Below are 17,841 nucleotides of genomic sequence, written 5' to 3' on the forward strand. Positions count from 1 at the left end.
CATAGGTATCTACACATTTATCGTGATACCTGTTATTACTTTGCAGAATGATTTCAACCTATCTGTTGGCGGGATTGACTCTCGCCTTACCCGCCGATATCAGACGCTGGTTAAACAGCATATGACGCCCGCGGCTCTTCTTGCTTCTGCGGTTAAAGACCTCGCAAGTGCTCAAAAATCAACTTTCGCAACTACCCAAGCTGTCTGGCGTTTTCTGAATAATAAGCGAATTAGCTTCAGTCAACTCAATGAGCCAATTATTTCGCTAGCACTTGAGCAAATTTCGCTTAGCCCGCATCCATACGCTCTCGTTGTTCATGATTGGTCACGTTTACAATTTCTTTACCATCATGCCAAATACGGACGCTTAAAAATGACGCACGGTGGCGATGTTGGATATGAACTTCAAAGCAGCTTGCTGGTTGATGCTGGCACGGGTTTGCCAATAGCGCCTCTATCTCAGACACTTACCGATGCAACCGGTTGTCATTCAACGTTGGCGGAAGGACTGTCCGAACGGCAGACACATATGGACGCCTTGACGACCGATATTGCCCGTGTGGAATCGCTTAATATAGGTAAAAAGCTGATTCATATAATTGATAGAGAGGGTGACTCTATTGGACATATGCGGACGTTGAGTACTCAAGGAATATGCTGGCTTATCCGAGGAAAAGAAGGACATGGTGCAGAGTGGCAAGGTAATTCATTGAAAATTGGTGAGATTGCTGCTCTTCTGCCATACAACGGATGCGGACAGGTAGACTGGAAAGGGAAAAAAGCTGATATGGAAATCAGTGAAACCTCGATAGTCATAACCCGAGCTGCGCAGCAGAAGCGTAAAGATAAAGAAACCGGCCGCCGCATAAAAATCCAACCTGGAGAGCCTCTGACGGTCAGATTGGTTGTTGTTCGGCTTACGGATGATCTCGGTAATGTGGTGGGACGCTGGACGCTGCTTACAAACGTTTGCAGCGAGATCACCTGCGAGGAAGTAGCTCGTTGGTATTACTGGCGCTGGAATATTGAATCATTTTTTAAGTTGCTGAAAGGTGCCGGACATGACGTAGAAACATGGCTTCAGCGCAGCGCGCCAGCCGTACTACGCAGGTTGTTAATAGCCAGTATGGCTGCTGTTCTGGTATGGCGGCTGCAACGCGCTGAAGGAGAAGAAAATGCGGCAGCCCGCCAGCTGATATGTCGCTTGTCAGGACGACAGCAAAAGCGAGGCCGCAGAGAGAGCGCTCCTGCTCTGCTCGCTGGCCTATCCATCTTGTTGAATACACTAAAATTATTATCGGAATATAGTCTGGAAGAACTTACTCATTTAGCGAGAGTTGCTCTTAAGCCTCCTCCCTGATGTGTAGATACCTATGCGCTGGAAGAGGTGGTGGAAGCCTATTACACCACCGGTCATTACAGTATCTTCATCAAGGTGATGTGCCGCTCCATCGACGCCCTGCAGCAGGTACTTATCAACAAGATCCAGACTATCGACGAAATCCAATCCACCGAGACGCTGATCTCGCTGCAAAACCCCATCAGCCGTACCATCGTGCCTTAACGGCGCTGACAATACCCACAATTATCCACAGGTAGATCCCAGCCGGTACACAGCGTACAATACCGGCTCAATTATTTGACGGGACAATTATGGCCGACGTAACCATCATTAGCGGCAGCACCCTGGGTAGCGCCGAATATGTTGCCGAGCATGTCGCCGGCATCCTGGAACAGCAGGGTTTAAGCACCGACATTCTGCACGGTGCCGAACTGGCGGAGTTGAGCACCGAAGGTGGTCACCTCGACCCACGGCGCAGGCGAACTGCCGGAGAATCTCCAGCCGCTGCTGGAAGAGTTAAAGGCGCAAACGCCTTCGCTATCCGCGGTTACCTTCGGCGCTAAACGGATCGGCGACGTGCTGAAGATCGACATTACCCAGCATGAAATCCCGGAGGATCCGGCGGAAGTCTGGGTGGCGGAGTGGATCACGCAAATAAAAGCACGCTAACATCACTTTTTTTGTGTATAACTCCGGTTAAAAGCGGCTGATAACCGGTAGTTATCCAATGTATAACCTTTTTCACTGCGACACCCTGTGGATAAGCACGGAAGATGATCCCAGCTTATACCGGCGGGGATCACCGATCATTCACAGGCTCAGTGGATCGATAATGCCTTGTATCGGTTGATCAAAAACGGCTTATCCACAGAGGATCTCGATCCTAGTAGTAGACATAATAAGGGATCTTTAAATAAAAAGATCTTTCTTTAATTACCCGCGGATCTTCCGGGCTTGTATCCCGCTTAAACTTGAGTAGAATCCTCTTCCCCGAGCCCCTTGACGATCCTTCGCTTTCACGTGAGGTGTTTTAACCATGTTTTATCCCGATCACTTTGACGTCATCATTATTGGTGGCGGCCATGCCGGTACGGAAGCGGCAATGGCGTCGGCACGGATGGGATGCCAAACCCTGCTGCTGACGCATAACATTGATACGCTTGGACAAATGTCCTGTAACCCGGCGATCGGCGGTATCGGCAAGGGGCATTTGGTCAAGGAAATCGACGCCATGGGCGGCCTGATGGCGCAGGCTATCGACCAGGCCGGCATCCAGTTCAGGATACTAAACGCCAGTAAAGGCCCTGCGGTCAGGGCCACCCGCGCACAGGCGGATCGCGTACTCTACCGGCAAGCGGTGCGTGGCGCGCTGGAGAACCAGCCTAATCTGATGATCTTCCAGCAGGCGGTTGAGGATCTGATCGTGGAAGGCGACAAAGTAGTCGGCGCCGTCACTCAAATGGGGCTGAAATTTCGTGCCCGCGCCGTCGTGCTAACCGTGGGAACCTTCCTCGATGGCAAGATCCATATCGGCATGGATCATTATAGCGGCGGCCGGGCGGGCGATCCGCCTTCGGTTTCCCTGTCGCGCCGCCTGCGCGAGCTCCCTTTTCGGGTTAACCGTTTAAAAACCGGTACGCCACCGCGTATTGATGCCCGCAGTATCGACTTCTCACAGCTGGCGACACAGCACGGCGATGATCCGCTGCCCGTTTTCTCGTTCCTGGGCTCGGCGGATCAGCATCCGCGGCAGATCCCCTGTTATATCACCTATACCAATGAGAAGACCCATGAGGTCATCCGCCAGAACCTGGACCGCAGTCCCATGTACGCCGGCATTATTGAAGGCGTCGGGCCGCGTTATTGTCCGTCGATTGAAGATAAAGTGATGCGCTTTGCCGATCGCGATGCCCATCAAATCTTTCTTGAGCCGGAAGGGCTGACCAGCAACGAAATTTATCCTAACGGCATCTCGACCAGCCTGCCGTTCGACGTGCAGATGAAAATCGTCCATTCCATGCAGGGGCTTGAGAACGCGCGTATTGTGCGGCCCGGCTATGCGATTGAATATGACTTCTTTGATCCGCGCGATCTTAAGCTGACGCTGGAAAGCAAATTGATTGAAGGGCTGTTTTTCGCCGGTCAAATCAACGGTACTACCGGCTATGAAGAGGCCGCCGCCCAGGGCATGCTCGCCGGTCTGAACGCGGCCCGACTGGCCACGGGGAAAGACGGCTGGTCGCCGCGACGTGATCAGGCCTATCTCGGCGTGCTGGTGGATGATTTATGTACGTTGGGCACCAAAGAGCCCTACCGCATGTTTACCTCGCGCGCCGAATACCGACTGCTGCTGCGGGAAGACAACGCCGATCTTCGCCTGACGGAAACTGGCCGGCAGCTGGGAATGGTGGATGACGTGCGCTGGGCGCGTTTTTGCGCCAAGCAGGAGCATATTGAGCGCGAGCGTCAGCGCCTGCGCGATATTTGGGTACACCCCGGCAGCGACGGCGTCGAGCAGCTTAACCCGCTGCTCAAAGCGCCGCTGACGCGCGAAGCCAATGGCGAAGAACTGCTGCGCCGCCCGGAGATGGATTACGCGCGCCTGACCCGCCTGGAACGTTTTGGCCCTGCGCTGGCCGACAGCCAGGCGGCAGAGCAGGTCGAAATCCAGATCAAATACCAGGGCTACATCGCCCGTCAGCAGGAGGAGATTGCGCGCCAGATGCGCAATGAACATACCTTGCTGCCGGCGACGATGGATTTTAGCGCCGTGTCGGGGCTATCCAACGAGGTGATCGCCAAGCTCAACGATCATAAACCCCATTCTATCGGTCAGGCGTCACGCATTTCCGGCGTCACGCCGGCGGCGATTTCTATTTTGCTGGTCTGGCTGAAAAAACAGGGGCTGCTGCGCCGCAGCGCCTGATACTACGGAAAGCATAGATGCTCAAGACACTGGAGGCCCTGCTGGCGCAGGCGGATATGGCGCTGACCACGGCGCAAAAGGATAAACTGCTGGGGTATGTGGCGCTGCTGCATAAATGGAACAAGGCTTACAACCTGACGTCGGTGCGCTCCCCTGAACAGATGCTTGTTCGCCATATCATGGACAGCATCGTGGTGAATCCGCACTTGCGTGGTGAACGTTTCATCGATGTCGGCACCGGTCCGGGCTTGCCGGGCATTCCGCTGGCTATCGTGCGGCCCGAGGCGCATTTCACCCTGCTGGACAGTCTGGGCAAGCGCATACGCTTTTTACGCCAGGTACAGCATGAACTAGACCTCGACAATGTCACGGCGGTGCAGAGCCGGGTGGAGAGCTTCACGCCGTCTGCGGGCTTTGACGGCGTAATAAGCCGCGCTTTTGCCTCGCTGGGCGACATGCTGACCTGGTGTGCGGCGCTGCCGCATAAAGAAGAAGGGCGGTTTTACGCGCTTAAAGGCCAGATCTCCGAGGCTGAGCTGAATGCACTGCCGGCGGGTTTTCGGGTTGAATCGGTGATCGGACTTCGGGTGCCGGGCCTGGAAGGCGAACGGCATATCGTGGTGCTTGCGGCACAGTAATTTGTTTTTCGTCAACAAAAAGGCGAATAGAACCGCCGCGCATTTTATTCATAAAGCCGCCGGCGGTAATTTACCCCTGCCGAGACTCATTTACCTGCGCTTTACATTTTATTAGCAATTGCATCCCGCCGCTAAATAGCATCCGTACTAATAGTAACCGCGATAAATATATGTAATCAAAAATTACGCCCACATTACTAAACCGCACGCCAATATAAACCTGCACGACGCAAGCGCGGCGATGTGCAGACGAAAATAGAAGCGACCTGGGTCGCTAAAATATCTAAGTGACTGTACATTAACATTTTTAATTCAACAGGCATTTTAAGTATTGGCTAAATTAACGCATCAGCGGGGATTTAATATGCGCCGTGATGTGATCTTGTGCACAGTTTTACAGGCGATAATTGGTGAAGCGTTGGAAAGTTTTGCATGTTATGATTCCCGCGCTTTTGCGGTAAAAACCAAGAAAACGGCAATCTTTAAATTATTGTTCACCTTTTCGCTACTTATCGATTGAATTCGTAGTACTGACCCGTATAATTTGCACGTTTTTCACCGCTTGACTGATCGCGGCAAAGGCAGTTTTATACACACTCAGCCGGAGTTGAGCGGGTAGGGAGAGTCTCAAAGTCATGACCTTAGCCCTTTACAGCGGTAAAGTCGCTGGAAAGCTACTGTTTGCCCAGTTGATGACTTTGGTGCTGTTCAGCGTTCTGTTCGCTCTGCAAAGCCCTCGCGCCGCCGCATCCGCCGCGGGGGGCGGATTGGCCGCCTGGTTGCCCAATGTCGCGTTCATGCTGTACGCATGCCGTCATCAGGCGCAGGCCCCAGCCCCGGGTCGCATTGCCTGGTCGTTCGCTATCGGCGAGGGGCTGAAAATGGCGGCGACCATCGCCTTGCTGGTCGTCGCGCTTGGTATGTTCAAGGCCGCGTTTGTCCCATTGGGCCTGACCTATTTATCGGTGCTGATTGTGCAGATATTGGCACCGGCCGTAATTAACAACAAAGGGTAAGAGGCATCATGTCTGCATCAGGAGAAATCTCTACTCCACAGGAATACATAGGCCACCACCTGAACAACCTTCAGCTGGACCTGCGTACCTTTGAACTGGTTAATCCCCACACGGCGTCGTCTTTCTGGGTTCTGAACATTGATTCCATGTTCTTCTCGCTGCTGCTCGGCGCGCTTTTCCTGCTGATCTTCGGCCGCGTCGCCAAAGGGGCGACCAGCGGCGTACCCGGCAAAATGCAGACCTTCGTCGAGCTGGTGGTGGGCTTTGTCGATGGCAGCGTTCGGGACATGTTTCACGGCAAAAGCAAGCTAATCGCCCCGCTGGCGCTGACCATCTTCGTCTGGGTATTCCTGATGAACCTGATGGATCTGCTGCCCATCGATCTGCTGCCTTACCTTGGCGAGCACGTGCTGGGCCTGCCGGCGCTGCGTGTGGTTCCCTCGGCTGACGTCAATATCACGCTGTCGATGGCGCTGGGCGTATTTATTCTCATCCTGTACTACAGCGTGATGATGAAGGGGATCGGCGGCTTCTTTAAAGAACTGACCCTGCAGCCGTTCAATCATCCGATTTTCATTCCCGTCAACCTGATTCTCGAAGGCGTCAGCCTGCTGTCTAAACCTGTTTCGCTGGGCCTTCGGTTGTTTGGCAACATGTATGCAGGTGAGTTGATCTTCATCCTGATTGCCGGTCTGTTACCGTGGTGGTCGCAGTGGATTCTGAATGTGCCCTGGGCCATTTTCCACATCCTGATTATTACGCTGCAAGCCTTTATCTTCATGGTCCTGACGATTGTCTATCTCGCGATGGCATCTGAAGAACATTGATTTTTATTCACTTTAATACTGCGTTTAACTGAAACAAACTGGAGACTGTCATGGAAAACCTGAATATGGATCTGCTGTACATGGCTGCCGCTGTGATGATGGGTCTGGCGGCAATCGGTGCTGCGATCGGTATCGGCATCCTGGGTGGTAAATTTTTGGAAGGCGCCGCGCGTCAGCCTGATCTGATCCCTCTGCTGCGCACGCAGTTCTTTATCGTTATGGGTCTGGTTGACGCCATCCCCATGATCGCCGTGGGCCTGGGCCTGTACGTGATGTTCGCCGTAGCGTAGTGTTAAACGCCAAGCTAACCAACATCGAACCGTTAACTTTACAAGAGGCATTGTGCTGTGAATCTTAACGCAACAATCCTCGGCCAGGCCATCGCGTTTGTCCTGTTTGTGCTGTTCTGCATGAAGTATGTGTGGCCGCCGTTGATGGCCGCCATCGAGAAGCGTCAGAAAGAAATTGCTGACGGTCTGGCTTCCGCGGAACGCGCCAAAAAAGATCTGGACATCGCCCAGGCCGAAGCAACCGATCATTTGAAGCAAGCGAAGGTGGAAGCCCAGGCAATCATCGAACAGGCCAACAAGCGTAAAGCGCAAGTGGTTGATGAAGCCAAAGCCGAAGCCAAAGCCGAAGCGGAAGCGGAGCGCAACAAAATTCTGGCGCAGGCGCAGGCGGAAATTGACGCCGAACGCAAGCGTGCACGCGAAGAATTGCGCAAGCAGGTCGCTATGCTGGCTTTGGCGGGTGCCGAGAAGATCATCGAACGTTCCGTGGATGAAGCTGCCAACAGCGACATCGTCGATAAAATTGTCGCTGAACTGTAAGGAGGGAGGGGCCGATGTCTGAACTGGTAACTGTAGCTCGCCCCTACGCCAAAGCGGCTTTTGACTTTGCCGTCGAGCACCAGGCTGTGGCGCACTGGCAGGCGATGCTGACGTTCTGTGCCGAGGTGAGCCGCAATGAGCGGATCGCCGAATTGTTATCAGGCGCGGTTGCGCCCGAGAAGCTGGCGGAGACGTTTATCGCGGTCTGTGGCGAGGAGCTTGATGCCGCCGGCCAGAACCTGATACGGGTGATGGCGGAATACGGGCGTCTGACGGTTTTGCCGGATGTGCTGGAGCAGTTCATCCTTTTGCGCGCGGCGCAGGAGGCGACGGTGGAAGTGGACGTTATTTCCGCCAGCACGTTGAAAGAAGAACAACTGGCAAAAATCAGCGCCGCGATGGAACAACGTCTGTCACGCAAAGTTAAGCTGAATTGCAAAATTGATAAGTCTGTCGTGGCCGGCGTCGTTATTCGCGCGGGCGATATGGTGATAGACGGCAGCGTACGCGGTCGTCTGGAGCGCCTGGCAGACGTCTTGCAGTCTTAAGGGGACTGGAGCATGCAACTGAATTCCACCGAAATCAGCGAACTGATCAAGCAGCGCATTGCTCAGTTCAATGTAGTGAGCGAAGCTCACAATGAAGGTACTATCGTTTCCGTCAGCGACGGGATCATCCGCGTACACGGCTTGGCCGAAGTGATGCAGGGTGAAATGATCGCGCTGCCCGGCAACCGTTTCGCCATCGCCCTGAACCTGGAGCGCGACTCCGTCGGCGCCGTGGTCATGGGGCCGTATGCCGATCTGGCCGAAGGCATGAAAGTCAAATGCACCGGCCGTATTCTCGAAGTGCCGGTCGGTCGCGGCCTGCTTGGCCGCGTGGTGAACACCCTGGGTGCGCCTATCGACGGTAAAGGCCCGCTGGAGCACGACGGCTTTTCCGCCGTTGAAGCGATTGCGCCGGGCGTTATCGAGCGTCAGTCGGTCGATGAACCGGTACAGACCGGTTATAAATCCGTCGACGCCATGATTCCTATCGGCCGCGGTCAGCGTGAGCTTATCATCGGCGACCGTCAGACCGGTAAATCGGCGCTGGCCATCGATGCCATCATCAACCAGCGCGACAGCGGCATCACCTGTATCTATGTCGCCATCGGCCAGAAAGCGTCCACTATCGCCAACGTGGTGCGTAAGCTGGAAGAGCACGGTGCGCTGGCGAACACGATCGTTGTGGTCGCCACCGCATCCGAATCCGCCGCGCTGCAGTATCTGGCGCCCTATGCCGGTTGCGCCATGGGCGAATACTTCCGCGATCGCGGTGAAGACGCGCTGATCATTTATGATGATCTCTCCAAGCAGGCTGTGGCGTATCGCCAAATCTCCCTGCTGCTCCGTCGTCCGCCCGGCCGTGAAGCCTATCCTGGCGACGTATTCTACCTGCATTCCCGTTTACTGGAGCGCGCCTCCCGCGTCAACGCGGAATACGTTGAGAAGTTCACCCAGGGCGAAGTGAAGGGCAAAACCGGTTCGTTAACCGCGCTGCCTATCATCGAAACCCAGGCCGGTGACGTTTCCGCGTTCGTTCCGACCAACGTGATTTCCATCACCGACGGTCAGATCTTCCTGGAATCGAACCTGTTCAACGCCGGTATCCGTCCCGCGGTTAACCCGGGGATCTCGGTATCCCGCGTCGGCGGCGCCGCCCAGACCAAGATCATGAAGAAACTGTCCGGCGGTATCCGTACCGCGCTGGCGCAGTACCGTGAATTGGCCGCCTTCTCCCAGTTCGCCTCCGATCTGGATGACGCGACCCGCAAGCAGCTGAACCACGGTCAGAAAGTGACCGAGCTGCTGAAGCAGAAACAGTATGCGCCGATGTCGGTGGCCCAGCAGTCGCTGGTGCTGTTTGCGGCGGAGCGCGGCTATCTGGAAGATGTCGAGCTGGCGAAAATCGGTGATTTTGAAGCCGCGCTGATGGCCTACGTGGACCGCGAGCAGGGCGAATTGATGCAACAAATCAACCAGACCGGCGCTTATAACGATGATATCGAAGGCAAGCTGAAAGGCATTCTCGATACCTTCAAGGCAACCCAGTCCTGGTAACGCGCTATGGCCTGCGTGAGCAGGCCATAAAGCAATGAGGAGAAGCAGAAATGGCCGGCGCAAAAGAGATACGTAGTAAGATTGCAAGCGTCCAGAATACGCAAAAGATCACCAAAGCGATGGAAATGGTCGCCGCCTCCAAAATGCGTAAAACTCAGGAACGCATGGCGTCCAGCCGTCCTTATGCAGAAACGATGCGCAAAGTGATTGGTCACCTTGCACTGGGAAATCTGGAGTACAAACACCCCTACCTGGACGAGCGCGATGTGAAGCGCGTGGGTTACCTGGTGGTGGCAACCGACCGCGGTCTGGCGGGCGGCCTGAACATTAATCTGTTCAAAAAGCTGCTGGCGGACATGAAAGAGTGGAACGGGAAAGGCGTGGAAACCGAACTGGCGCTGATTGGCTCCAAGGCGGTGTCTTTCTTCAATTCGGTCGGAAGCAAAGTGGTTGCTCAGGTGACGGGCATGGGGGACAACCCCACGCTGTCTGAATTGATTGGGCCGGTAAAAGTCATGCTGCAGGCCTATGACGAAGGACGCCTGGACAAGCTCTATATTGTCAGCAACAAATTTGTCAATACCATGTCTCAGGTGCCGCAGATTCTGCAAATCCTGCCTCTGCCGCCTGCGGAAGAAGCGGATTTGAAGACCAAATCCTGGGATTATTTGTATGAACCCGATCCCAAAACGCTGCTGGATACCCTGCTGCGTCGTTATGTGGAATCGCAGGTTTATCAGGGCGTCGTTGAAAACCTGGCCAGCGAACAGGCCGCGCGTATGGTAGCGATGAAAGCCGCAACGGACAACGGCGGCAGCCTGATTAAAGAGCTGCAACTTGTTTACAATAAGGCTCGACAGACCAGCATCACTCAGGAACTCACCGAAATCGTCTCGGGAGCCGCCGCGGTTTAGGTTACGAATTACGTAGAGGATTCAAGATGGCTACTGGAAATGTTATCCAGGTTATCGGCGCCGTGGTCGACGTCGAGTTCCCGCAAGACGCCGTACCCAAGGTGTACAACGCGCTTGAAGTGGAAAACGGCGCCGCGAAACTGGTGCTGGAAGTAGAACAACAGCTGGGCGGCGGCGTCGTCCGCTGCATCGCGATGGGCTCCTCCGATGGTCTGCGTCGCGGCCTGAAGGTGAACGATCTCGAACGCGCTATCGAAGTGCCGGTGGGTAAAGCTACCCTGGGCCGCATCATGAACGTGCTGGGCGAGCCGGTCGACATGAAAGGCGATATCGGCGAGGAAGAGCGTTGGTCCATTCTCCGTCCGGCGCCGAGCTATGAAGAGCTGGCCAGTTCCCAGGATTTGCTGGAAACCGGTATCAAGGTTATCGACCTGATGTGTCCGTTCGCCAAGGGCGGTAAAGTCGGCCTGTTCGGCGGCGCCGGCGTGGGCAAGACCGTTAACATGATGGAGCTCATCCGCAACATCGCTATCGAACACTCGGGGTATTCCGTGTTCGCCGGCGTGGGTGAACGTACCCGTGAAGGTAACGACTTCTATCATGAAATGACCGATTCCAACGTTATCGATAAAGTGTCGTTGGTGTATGGTCAGATGAACGAGCCGCCGGGTAACCGTCTGCGCGTGGCGCTGACCGGTCTGACCATGGCGGAGAAATTCCGTGATGAAGGCCGTGACGTTCTGCTGTTCATCGACAACATCTACCGTTACACCCTGGCCGGGACCGAAGTGTCTGCGCTGCTGGGCCGTATGCCGTCCGCGGTAGGCTACCAGCCGACGCTGGCGGAAGAAATGGGCGTGTTGCAGGAACGTATCACTTCCACCAAAACCGGGTCTATTACCTCGGTGCAGGCGGTATACGTCCCCGCGGATGACTTGACCGACCCGTCGCCGGCGACCACCTTCGCCCACCTTGACGCGACCGTGGTTCTGAGCCGTCAAATCGCCTCGCTGGGTATTTACCCGGCGGTTGACCCGCTCGACTCCACCAGCCGTCAGTTGGATCCGTCAGTGGTAGGTCAGGAGCATTATGATGTGGCCCGCGGCGTGCAGTCCATCCTGCAGCGCTATCAGGAACTGAAAGACATCATCGCTATCCTCGGGATGGACGAGCTGTCCGAAGATGACAAGCTGGTGGTATCGCGCGCGCGTAAGATCCAGCGCTTCTTGTCCCAGCCGTTCTTCGTGGCGGAAGTTTTCACCGGCTCGCCCGGCAAGTATGTGTCGCTGAAAGACACGATCCGTGGCTTTAAAGGCATCATGGACGGCGAATACGATCATCTGCCGGAACAGGCGTTCTACATGGTGGGTTCCATCGACGAAGCCGTGGAAAAAGGCAAGAAACTGTAACGCCTTGAGAGGAGGGTTATATGGCTGCAAAAACTTACCATCTGGATGTGGTCAGCGCCGAAAAACAGATGTTTTCCGGGCTGGTTGAAAAAATCCAGGTGACGGGCAGCGAAGGCGAACTGGGGATTTTCCCCGGCCACGCACCGCTGCTCACCGCCATTAAGCCCGGTATGGTGCGTATCGTTAAAGAGCACGGCAACGAAGAGTATATCTACCTGTCCGGTGGCGTGCTCGAAGTGCAGCCCAGTACGGTTACCGTACTGGCCGATACCGCCATTCGTGGCGAGGATCTTGACGAAGCGAGAGCAATGGAGTCCAAGCGTAAAGCGGAAGAGCATATCAATAACTCCCACGGTGATATTGATTATGCCCAGGCCTCTGCCGAGCTCTCCAAAGCGCTGGCGAAGCTGCGGGTCATCGAATTGACCAAAAAAGCGATGTAATCAAGAGCGTATATTAAGAGGCCGGTCATGATGACCGGCTTTTTTTTTGCCTTTAATTAAGTGGCCGGCCAAAGTGAGGTCCGCCAAGGGGATTTCGCCCCTGTAGTGCTGAAAAAAACGTCAAGTGCAGCGTCATTTTCCTTTCTGGCAACACAAACGTGACAAATAGCCTTAGCGCCGGGCGGCTACGCCCTGTAAAGTGTTTTTCATGCCAAAATATGTAGTAATCCCGCACGCGAACGGGTTTACTTTCGTCTGATTAAAAAGGTTCCACAGGATGGTTATGTCGAATCGAGCATTAAGCGTGGTTGTCCTTGCCGCGGGCAAGGGAAGTCGTATGTTTTCCGCCTTGCCGAAAGTGCTGCATCCCCTTGCCGGCAAAGCCATGGTGCAACACGTTATCGATGCCGCCACGCAGCTGGGCGCGGCGCGCATTCACCTGGTCTACGGTCACGGCGGCGAGCTGCTGCGTGAACGGCTTGCCCGGCAGGATGCGCCTTTGAATTGGGTGCTGCAGGCCGAACAGCGCGGCACCGGTCATGCCGTCCAGCAGACGCTGACCTGCCTGCGCGATGAAGAAGATGTCTTGATCCTGTACGGCGATGTGCCGCTTATCTCTCCCGACACATTGCAGCGCCTGCTGGCGGCGCGTCCGCAGGGGGGGATCGGCCTGCTTACGGTGACGCTCGACAATCCTGAGGGCTATGGCCGTATCGTGCGTCTTAACGGTGAGGTGGCCGGTATCGTCGAGCAGAAAGATGCCAGCGAGCAACAGCGGCAAATTAAGGAAATCAACACCGGCATTCTGGTCGCCGGCGGCGAGGATATCAAACGCTGGTTGGGGCAGTTAACCAACCAGAACGCGCAGGGCGAGTTCTATTTGACCGACATCATCGCCATGGCCTGGCATGAAGGCCGTAAAATCAATACGGTGCAGCCCGCCCGGCCGACAGAGGTCGAAGGCGTGAACAACAGGCTGCAGCTTGCGCGGCTGGAGCGGCTCTTGCAGCGGGAGCAGGCGGAGCGCCTGCTGCTGGCCGGCGTGATGTTGTCCGATCCTGACCGTTTCGATTTGCGCGGCGAACTGCGCCACGGCCAGGATGTATCCATTGATACCAATGTCATTCTCGAAGGGCAGGTCACGCTGGGCGACCGGGTGATTATCGGCACCGGCTGCGTCCTGAAGAATGTGGTCATCGGTGATGATGTGATCATTAGCCCTTATACCGTGATGGAAGACGCGCGCGTGGCGGCGCGCAGTACTCTCGGCCCCTTTGCCCGCCTGCGCCCCGGCAGCGAGCTGGAGGAAGACGCACACGTGGGGAATTTCGTCGAGATGAAACAGGCCCGTCTGGGCAAAGGCTCAAAAGCCGGCCATCTGAGCTATCTGGGGGACGCCGAGATTGGCGCTCAGGTCAATATCGGTGCCGGCACCATTACCTGCAATTATGATGGCGCCAACAAGCACAAGACCCTCATCGGCGACGATGTTTTTGTCGGCTCCGACAGTCAGCTGGTGGCGCCGGTGACCATCGGCCGCGGCGCCACCATCGGCGCCGGTACCACCGTGACGCGCGATGTGGCCGAGGGTGAAATGATTATCAGCCGGATACGTCAGTTTCCCCTTGCCAACTGGACGCGACCGGTGAAGAAAAAATGAGGATGCGGCCGCCCCCTGCGGGCGGTTTTGCCCGCCGCCTGAGGTTATCGCGGCCGGCAAAATCCGCGGCGTGTTGCGGCGCCGCACCGGCCGGATTTTGTGCTAGCTCATAACGGCGACTGCCGCCGTTCAATCAGGAATAACCGAGATGTGTGGAATAGTAGGCGCGGTTGCGCAGCGTGATATTGCCGAGATCCTGTTGGAAGGATTACGTCGTCTTGAGTACCGTGGGTATGATTCCGCCGGGCTGGCGGTGGTGGATAAAGACGGTCATCTGCAACGCCTGCGCCGCGTGGGGAAAGTGAGCGCCCTGACCGAAGCGGCCCAGGCGCATCCTCTGTCCGGCGGCACCGGCATTGCCCATACCCGCTGGGCGACCCACGGCGAGCCGACGGAAAACAACGCGCATCCCCACGTCTCCGGTCATATCGTGGTCGTCCATAACGGCATCATCGAAAACCATGAACCGCTGCGCGAGCAACTGCGCGCACGTGGTTACACCTTTGTTACCCAAACCGATACCGAAGTGATCGCGCATCTGGTGCATTGGGAGCAGCGCCAGCAGAACGGCGCCCTGGTCGAGGTAATGCAGCGGGTGGTTGGCGCGCTGCGCGGCGCTTACGGAACGGTCATCATGGATAGCCGCGATCCCAACGTGCTGGTCGCGGCACGTTCCGGCAGTCCGCTGGTCATTGGCCTCGGCGTCGGCGAGAATTTCCTGGCCTCCGATCAATTGGCCTTGCTGCCCGTTACCCGCCGCTTTATGTACCTCGAAGAAGGCGATATTGCCGAAATCACCCGTCGTACCGTGCAGGTATGGGATAAGGCGGGCCAGATTGTGGTGCGCCCGGAAATCGAATCCCAGGTAAAATACGATGCCGGGGATAAAGGGCAGTTCCGCCACTATATGCAAAAGGAAATTTTTGAACAGCCGCAGGCTGTCAAAAATACCCTGGAAGGCCGCTTCAGCCACGGTGAGATAACGCTGTCGGAGCTGGGCGAGGGCGCCAATGCGTTACTAAGCCAGGTGCAGCACGTGCAAATTATTGCCTGCGGCACGTCATATCATTCCGCCATGGTATCCCGTTACTGGTTCGAGGCGCTGGCTGGCGTACCCTGTGATGTGGAAATCGCCTCCGAATTCCGCTATCGCAAACCCGCGGTGCGCCCGGGCAGCCTGCTGATTACCCTGTCCCAATCCGGCGAAACCGCTGATACGCTGGCGGCGCTGCGGCTGACCAAAACGCTGGGCTATCTCGGTTCGCTGGCCATCTGTAATGTTGCCGGCTCCTCGCTAGTGCGCGAATCGGATATGGCGCTAATGACCCGGGCCGGTACCGAAATCGGCGTCGCTTCCACCAAAGCGTTTACCACGCAGTTGACGGTGCTGTTGATGTTGGTGGCCCGCATTGGTCGCCTGCGTGGTATGGAAAAACAGGTGGAGGAGGACATCGTTCATGCTCTGCAAGCGCTACCCAGCCGGATTGAGCAGATGCTGTCGCTGGATGAGCCCATTGAAACCCTGGCTGAAGGTTTCTCCGATAAACACCATGCGCTGTTCCTGGGGCGCGGCGATCTTTATCCTATCGCTATGGAAGGGGCGCTGAAGCTAAAAGAAATCTCTTATATCCACGCGGAAGCTTATGCCGCCGGAGAACTCAAGCACGGGCCGCTGGCGCTGATTGACGCCGATATGCCGGTCATTGTCATCGCACCGAACAACGAACTGTTGGAAAAGCTTAAATCCAATATCGAGGAAGTGCGGGCCCGGGGCGGTTTACTGTATGTGTTCGCGGAGCAAGATGCCGGTTTCACCGCCAGCGAGAATATGAAAATTATCCCCTTGCCGCACGTAGAGCAAATTGTGGCGCCTATTTTCTACACCGTACCCCTGCAGCTGCTGGCCTATCATATCGCCCTGATTAAAGGGACTGACGTCGATCAGCCGCGTAACCTGGCTAAATCGGTAACGGTAGAATAAGGTTATCCCCTGCGGCGTCGTCGGTGATAGCGTGCCGGCGGCGCCCGCTGTCATCAAGGTCACGGGGACTATCAACGCCGCCTCGTGCGGGATGATCGCCGCCTGTGCTCCTCGCTTTGCCCCTTTTGGGCGAAAACACCCTAGCGACGTCTGCGCCGCGATGCCGCTGCACCTCTGACTTGGGGCGCCTGCGGCGATGCGGACGGTGCCAGCGACGCAATAGCGCCTTGGGACGGTGCCGGACCTCCTCGGGCGCAGAGAGTCTGGCGCCCTCGTTCGACGGTATTTTTTGCGGATCCCGAGCGGTAAGTTTTACGGTATTATCACGCCATTGTTGTCAAAGGGCGCGGCTGCCGGTAATGCCCGCGGGGCCGCGACCTATTGACCTGCCGGAGGACGTCATACCATGGATAGCCGTTACGCTTTTCGCCCTTTAGGGGCCAGTTTGACCGTGTTGCTGGCCGTCATGCCCTGTGCGCCGACCCTTGCGGCGCCGGCGGCCGGGGAAAATCCGCCCGTCTTAAACGAACCGGTTCATCTGCTGCACATGGTGGTGCCGGTGACTATAGCCGGCAACACCTACCGGTTTGTGCTGGATACCGGCGCCAGCTATACGGTAATTGATAAACGGCTGGCGCCAACCCTTACCCGACCCGCGACGCCGGATGAAGTTCCCTCAATCTTTCGCACTATCATGGCCAACGGCATCGGCAGCACCCAAGGGAAGCTGAGTGCCGACCAGGTCACGCTTTGGCGTTCGCTGCCGATAAGGCTTGGCAACTATACGCTCCCGGGCGCCAACCCCTGGCTGGCGATTGATCTGGACATTTTCAGCCAGTCGTTGGGGGAAAAGGTGGATGGCGTTCTGGGCGTGGAGGTGTTCCGACAGCTGAGCTGGGCGGTAGACAACCACAGCCACAGGCTAACCGCCTGGCGCCATTCTCCGTCGCTGATGGGGTATCAGCAATGCCTGCCTTATGAAGACCAATTCGGCCGCTCGCCGGTATTGACGCTGGATTACAAAGCTTACACCATCAGTATGGTGGTCGATACCGGCGCGGTACAAAGTTTCGTCAGCGAAGATCTGATCGACAGAATGAAAAAGCAGTATCGCAATGTCACCACAAGCTACCGGCAATCTCCCAGCGCCACCGCCAGCGGACTGGGCCACGATAATGACTATTTGATAGACGGTCTGACCTTTAACGGTATGCCGGTAGGTCGCATGAAAATCAGCGGCAATAAAAACGACATGTACAACTTGGGTATGGATTTCTTCAGCCGTTTTGACAACTATCTGGTTTGTCCCGGACCAAATGTTGTTTTGCTATAACGCCCGCCAATTCACGCGTAATGATAAAGCGCCGTTGCGTAATATCGGTATTCGCTTCCATCAGCAGCGGGTGGAAATTTTCTATAATCAACCGCAGGACCTGGCTCGCTACGGTCTGCAAAATGGCGACCTGCTGCGAGAAGTCAATGGCCGCGCGGTCACGCCGGAAGCGATTAGCGATATCCGCCCGTTGGTAATGCCTTCAAATAGTTGACTTTTGTGATATTCTGCCTCTATTTGAGGTTTCCACGTGGTTACAGTTTCTGTTCATTGTCCTCGCTGCCATTCAGATGAAATTTATCGACATGGCCTTAGTCCAACTAAGCGCGAACGCTTCCGGTGTCAGTGCTGTCACCGTGTATTCCAGCTTACCTACCGCTATGAAGCGCGAAAGCCGGGAGTTAAAGAGCAGATCGTTGA

At 55.9% G+C, this 17,841-nt stretch carries 18 protein-coding genes and 2 pseudogenes; all 20 read left to right on the forward strand.

From position 1 onward, the window contains the following. Positions 1–1,360: flagellar biosynthesis protein FlhF (locus tag CINSTRO3249_RS03720; RefSeq protein ID WP_254304262.1), on the forward strand; the 1,360-nt coding region annotated here is incomplete at its 5' end. A 15-nt stretch (positions 1,361–1,375) separates the two neighbouring features. After that, a pseudogene (locus CINSTRO3249_RS03725) lies at positions 1,376–1,564 on the forward strand (Lrp/AsnC ligand binding domain-containing protein); the annotation flags it as partial. Positions 1,565–1,653: 89 nt separating this feature from the next. Further along, positions 1,654–2,011: pseudogene (locus CINSTRO3249_RS03730) on the forward strand (flavodoxin domain-containing protein). 367 nt (positions 2,012–2,378) lie between these two features. Beyond that, complete coding sequence (gene mnmG / locus CINSTRO3249_RS03735; RefSeq protein ID WP_074012248.1) at positions 2,379–4,268, forward strand: tRNA uridine-5-carboxymethylaminomethyl(34) synthesis enzyme MnmG; 1,890 nt, start codon at positions 2,379–2,381, stop codon at positions 4,266–4,268. A gap of 17 nt (positions 4,269–4,285) precedes the next feature. Next, positions 4,286–4,906: a 16S rRNA (guanine(527)-N(7))-methyltransferase RsmG gene (gene rsmG / locus CINSTRO3249_RS03740; protein ID WP_074012249.1), complete on the forward strand. Its 621-nt coding sequence runs from the start codon at positions 4,286–4,288 to the stop codon at positions 4,904–4,906. Positions 4,907–5,237: 331 nt separating this feature from the next. Further along, positions 5,238–5,426 carry a hypothetical protein gene (locus CINSTRO3249_RS17095; protein WP_074012250.1) on the forward strand — a complete coding sequence of 63 codons (189 nt, stop codon included), beginning with the start codon at positions 5,238–5,240 and terminating at the stop codon, positions 5,424–5,426. Positions 5,427–5,541: 115 nt separating this feature from the next. After that, positions 5,542–5,922, forward strand: coding sequence for a F0F1 ATP synthase subunit I (atpI, locus tag CINSTRO3249_RS03750; RefSeq protein WP_074012251.1), 381 nt, complete (start codon positions 5,542–5,544; stop codon positions 5,920–5,922). A gap of 8 nt (positions 5,923–5,930) precedes the next feature. Continuing rightward, positions 5,931–6,749: a F0F1 ATP synthase subunit A gene (gene atpB, locus CINSTRO3249_RS03755; RefSeq protein WP_074012252.1), complete on the forward strand. Its 819-nt coding sequence runs from the start codon at positions 5,931–5,933 to the stop codon at positions 6,747–6,749. A 50-nt stretch (positions 6,750–6,799) separates the two neighbouring features. Beyond that, on the forward strand, positions 6,800–7,039 hold the full coding sequence (gene atpE, locus CINSTRO3249_RS03760; RefSeq protein WP_000429386.1) for a F0F1 ATP synthase subunit C: 240 nt from the start codon (positions 6,800–6,802) through the stop codon (positions 7,037–7,039). Positions 7,040–7,096: 57 nt separating this feature from the next. Then, positions 7,097–7,579: a F0F1 ATP synthase subunit B gene (atpF, locus tag CINSTRO3249_RS03765; RefSeq protein WP_074012253.1), complete on the forward strand. Its 483-nt coding sequence runs from the start codon at positions 7,097–7,099 to the stop codon at positions 7,577–7,579. Positions 7,580–7,593: 14 nt separating this feature from the next. After that, positions 7,594–8,127, forward strand: coding sequence for a F0F1 ATP synthase subunit delta (atpH, locus tag CINSTRO3249_RS03770; RefSeq protein WP_074012254.1), 534 nt, complete (start codon positions 7,594–7,596; stop codon positions 8,125–8,127). Between the two features lie 12 nt (positions 8,128–8,139). Further along, positions 8,140–9,681: a F0F1 ATP synthase subunit alpha gene (atpA, locus tag CINSTRO3249_RS03775; protein WP_074012255.1), complete on the forward strand. Its 1,542-nt coding sequence runs from the start codon at positions 8,140–8,142 to the stop codon at positions 9,679–9,681. A 50-nt stretch (positions 9,682–9,731) separates the two neighbouring features. Then, on the forward strand, positions 9,732–10,595 hold the full coding sequence (gene atpG / locus CINSTRO3249_RS03780; protein WP_025420281.1) for a F0F1 ATP synthase subunit gamma: 864 nt from the start codon (positions 9,732–9,734) through the stop codon (positions 10,593–10,595). 26 nt (positions 10,596–10,621) lie between these two features. After that, positions 10,622–12,004 (forward strand): F0F1 ATP synthase subunit beta, encoded by a 1,383-nt coding sequence (gene atpD / locus CINSTRO3249_RS03785; RefSeq protein ID WP_074012256.1) that lies wholly within the window; start codon positions 10,622–10,624, stop codon positions 12,002–12,004. Positions 12,005–12,024: 20 nt separating this feature from the next. Continuing rightward, positions 12,025–12,447: a F0F1 ATP synthase subunit epsilon gene (locus CINSTRO3249_RS03790; protein WP_074012257.1), complete on the forward strand. Its 423-nt coding sequence runs from the start codon at positions 12,025–12,027 to the stop codon at positions 12,445–12,447. A gap of 283 nt (positions 12,448–12,730) precedes the next feature. Next, positions 12,731–14,107: a bifunctional UDP-N-acetylglucosamine diphosphorylase/glucosamine-1-phosphate N-acetyltransferase GlmU gene (gene glmU, locus CINSTRO3249_RS03795; protein WP_074012258.1), complete on the forward strand. Its 1,377-nt coding sequence runs from the start codon at positions 12,731–12,733 to the stop codon at positions 14,105–14,107. Between the two features lie 148 nt (positions 14,108–14,255). Further along, complete coding sequence (gene glmS, locus CINSTRO3249_RS03800; protein WP_074012259.1) at positions 14,256–16,088, forward strand: glutamine--fructose-6-phosphate transaminase (isomerizing); 1,833 nt, start codon at positions 14,256–14,258, stop codon at positions 16,086–16,088. A gap of 406 nt (positions 16,089–16,494) precedes the next feature. After that, entirely contained in the window at positions 16,495–17,421 is a 927-nt protein-coding gene (locus tag CINSTRO3249_RS03805) for an aspartyl protease family protein (protein WP_074012260.1), read from the forward strand. 34 nt (positions 17,422–17,455) lie between these two features. Further along, positions 17,456–17,635, forward strand: coding sequence for a hypothetical protein (locus tag CINSTRO3249_RS03810; protein WP_125933111.1), 180 nt, complete (start codon positions 17,456–17,458; stop codon positions 17,633–17,635). A 36-nt stretch (positions 17,636–17,671) separates the two neighbouring features. Continuing rightward, a partial coding sequence (locus CINSTRO3249_RS03815; RefSeq protein ID WP_143146886.1) for an IS1 family transposase occupies positions 17,672–17,841 on the forward strand: 170 nt, incomplete at its 3' end.

It is taken from the genome of Candidatus Sodalis sp. SoCistrobi (assembly GCF_900143145.1).
Lineage (GTDB): Bacteria > Pseudomonadota > Gammaproteobacteria > Enterobacterales > Enterobacteriaceae > SoCistrobi.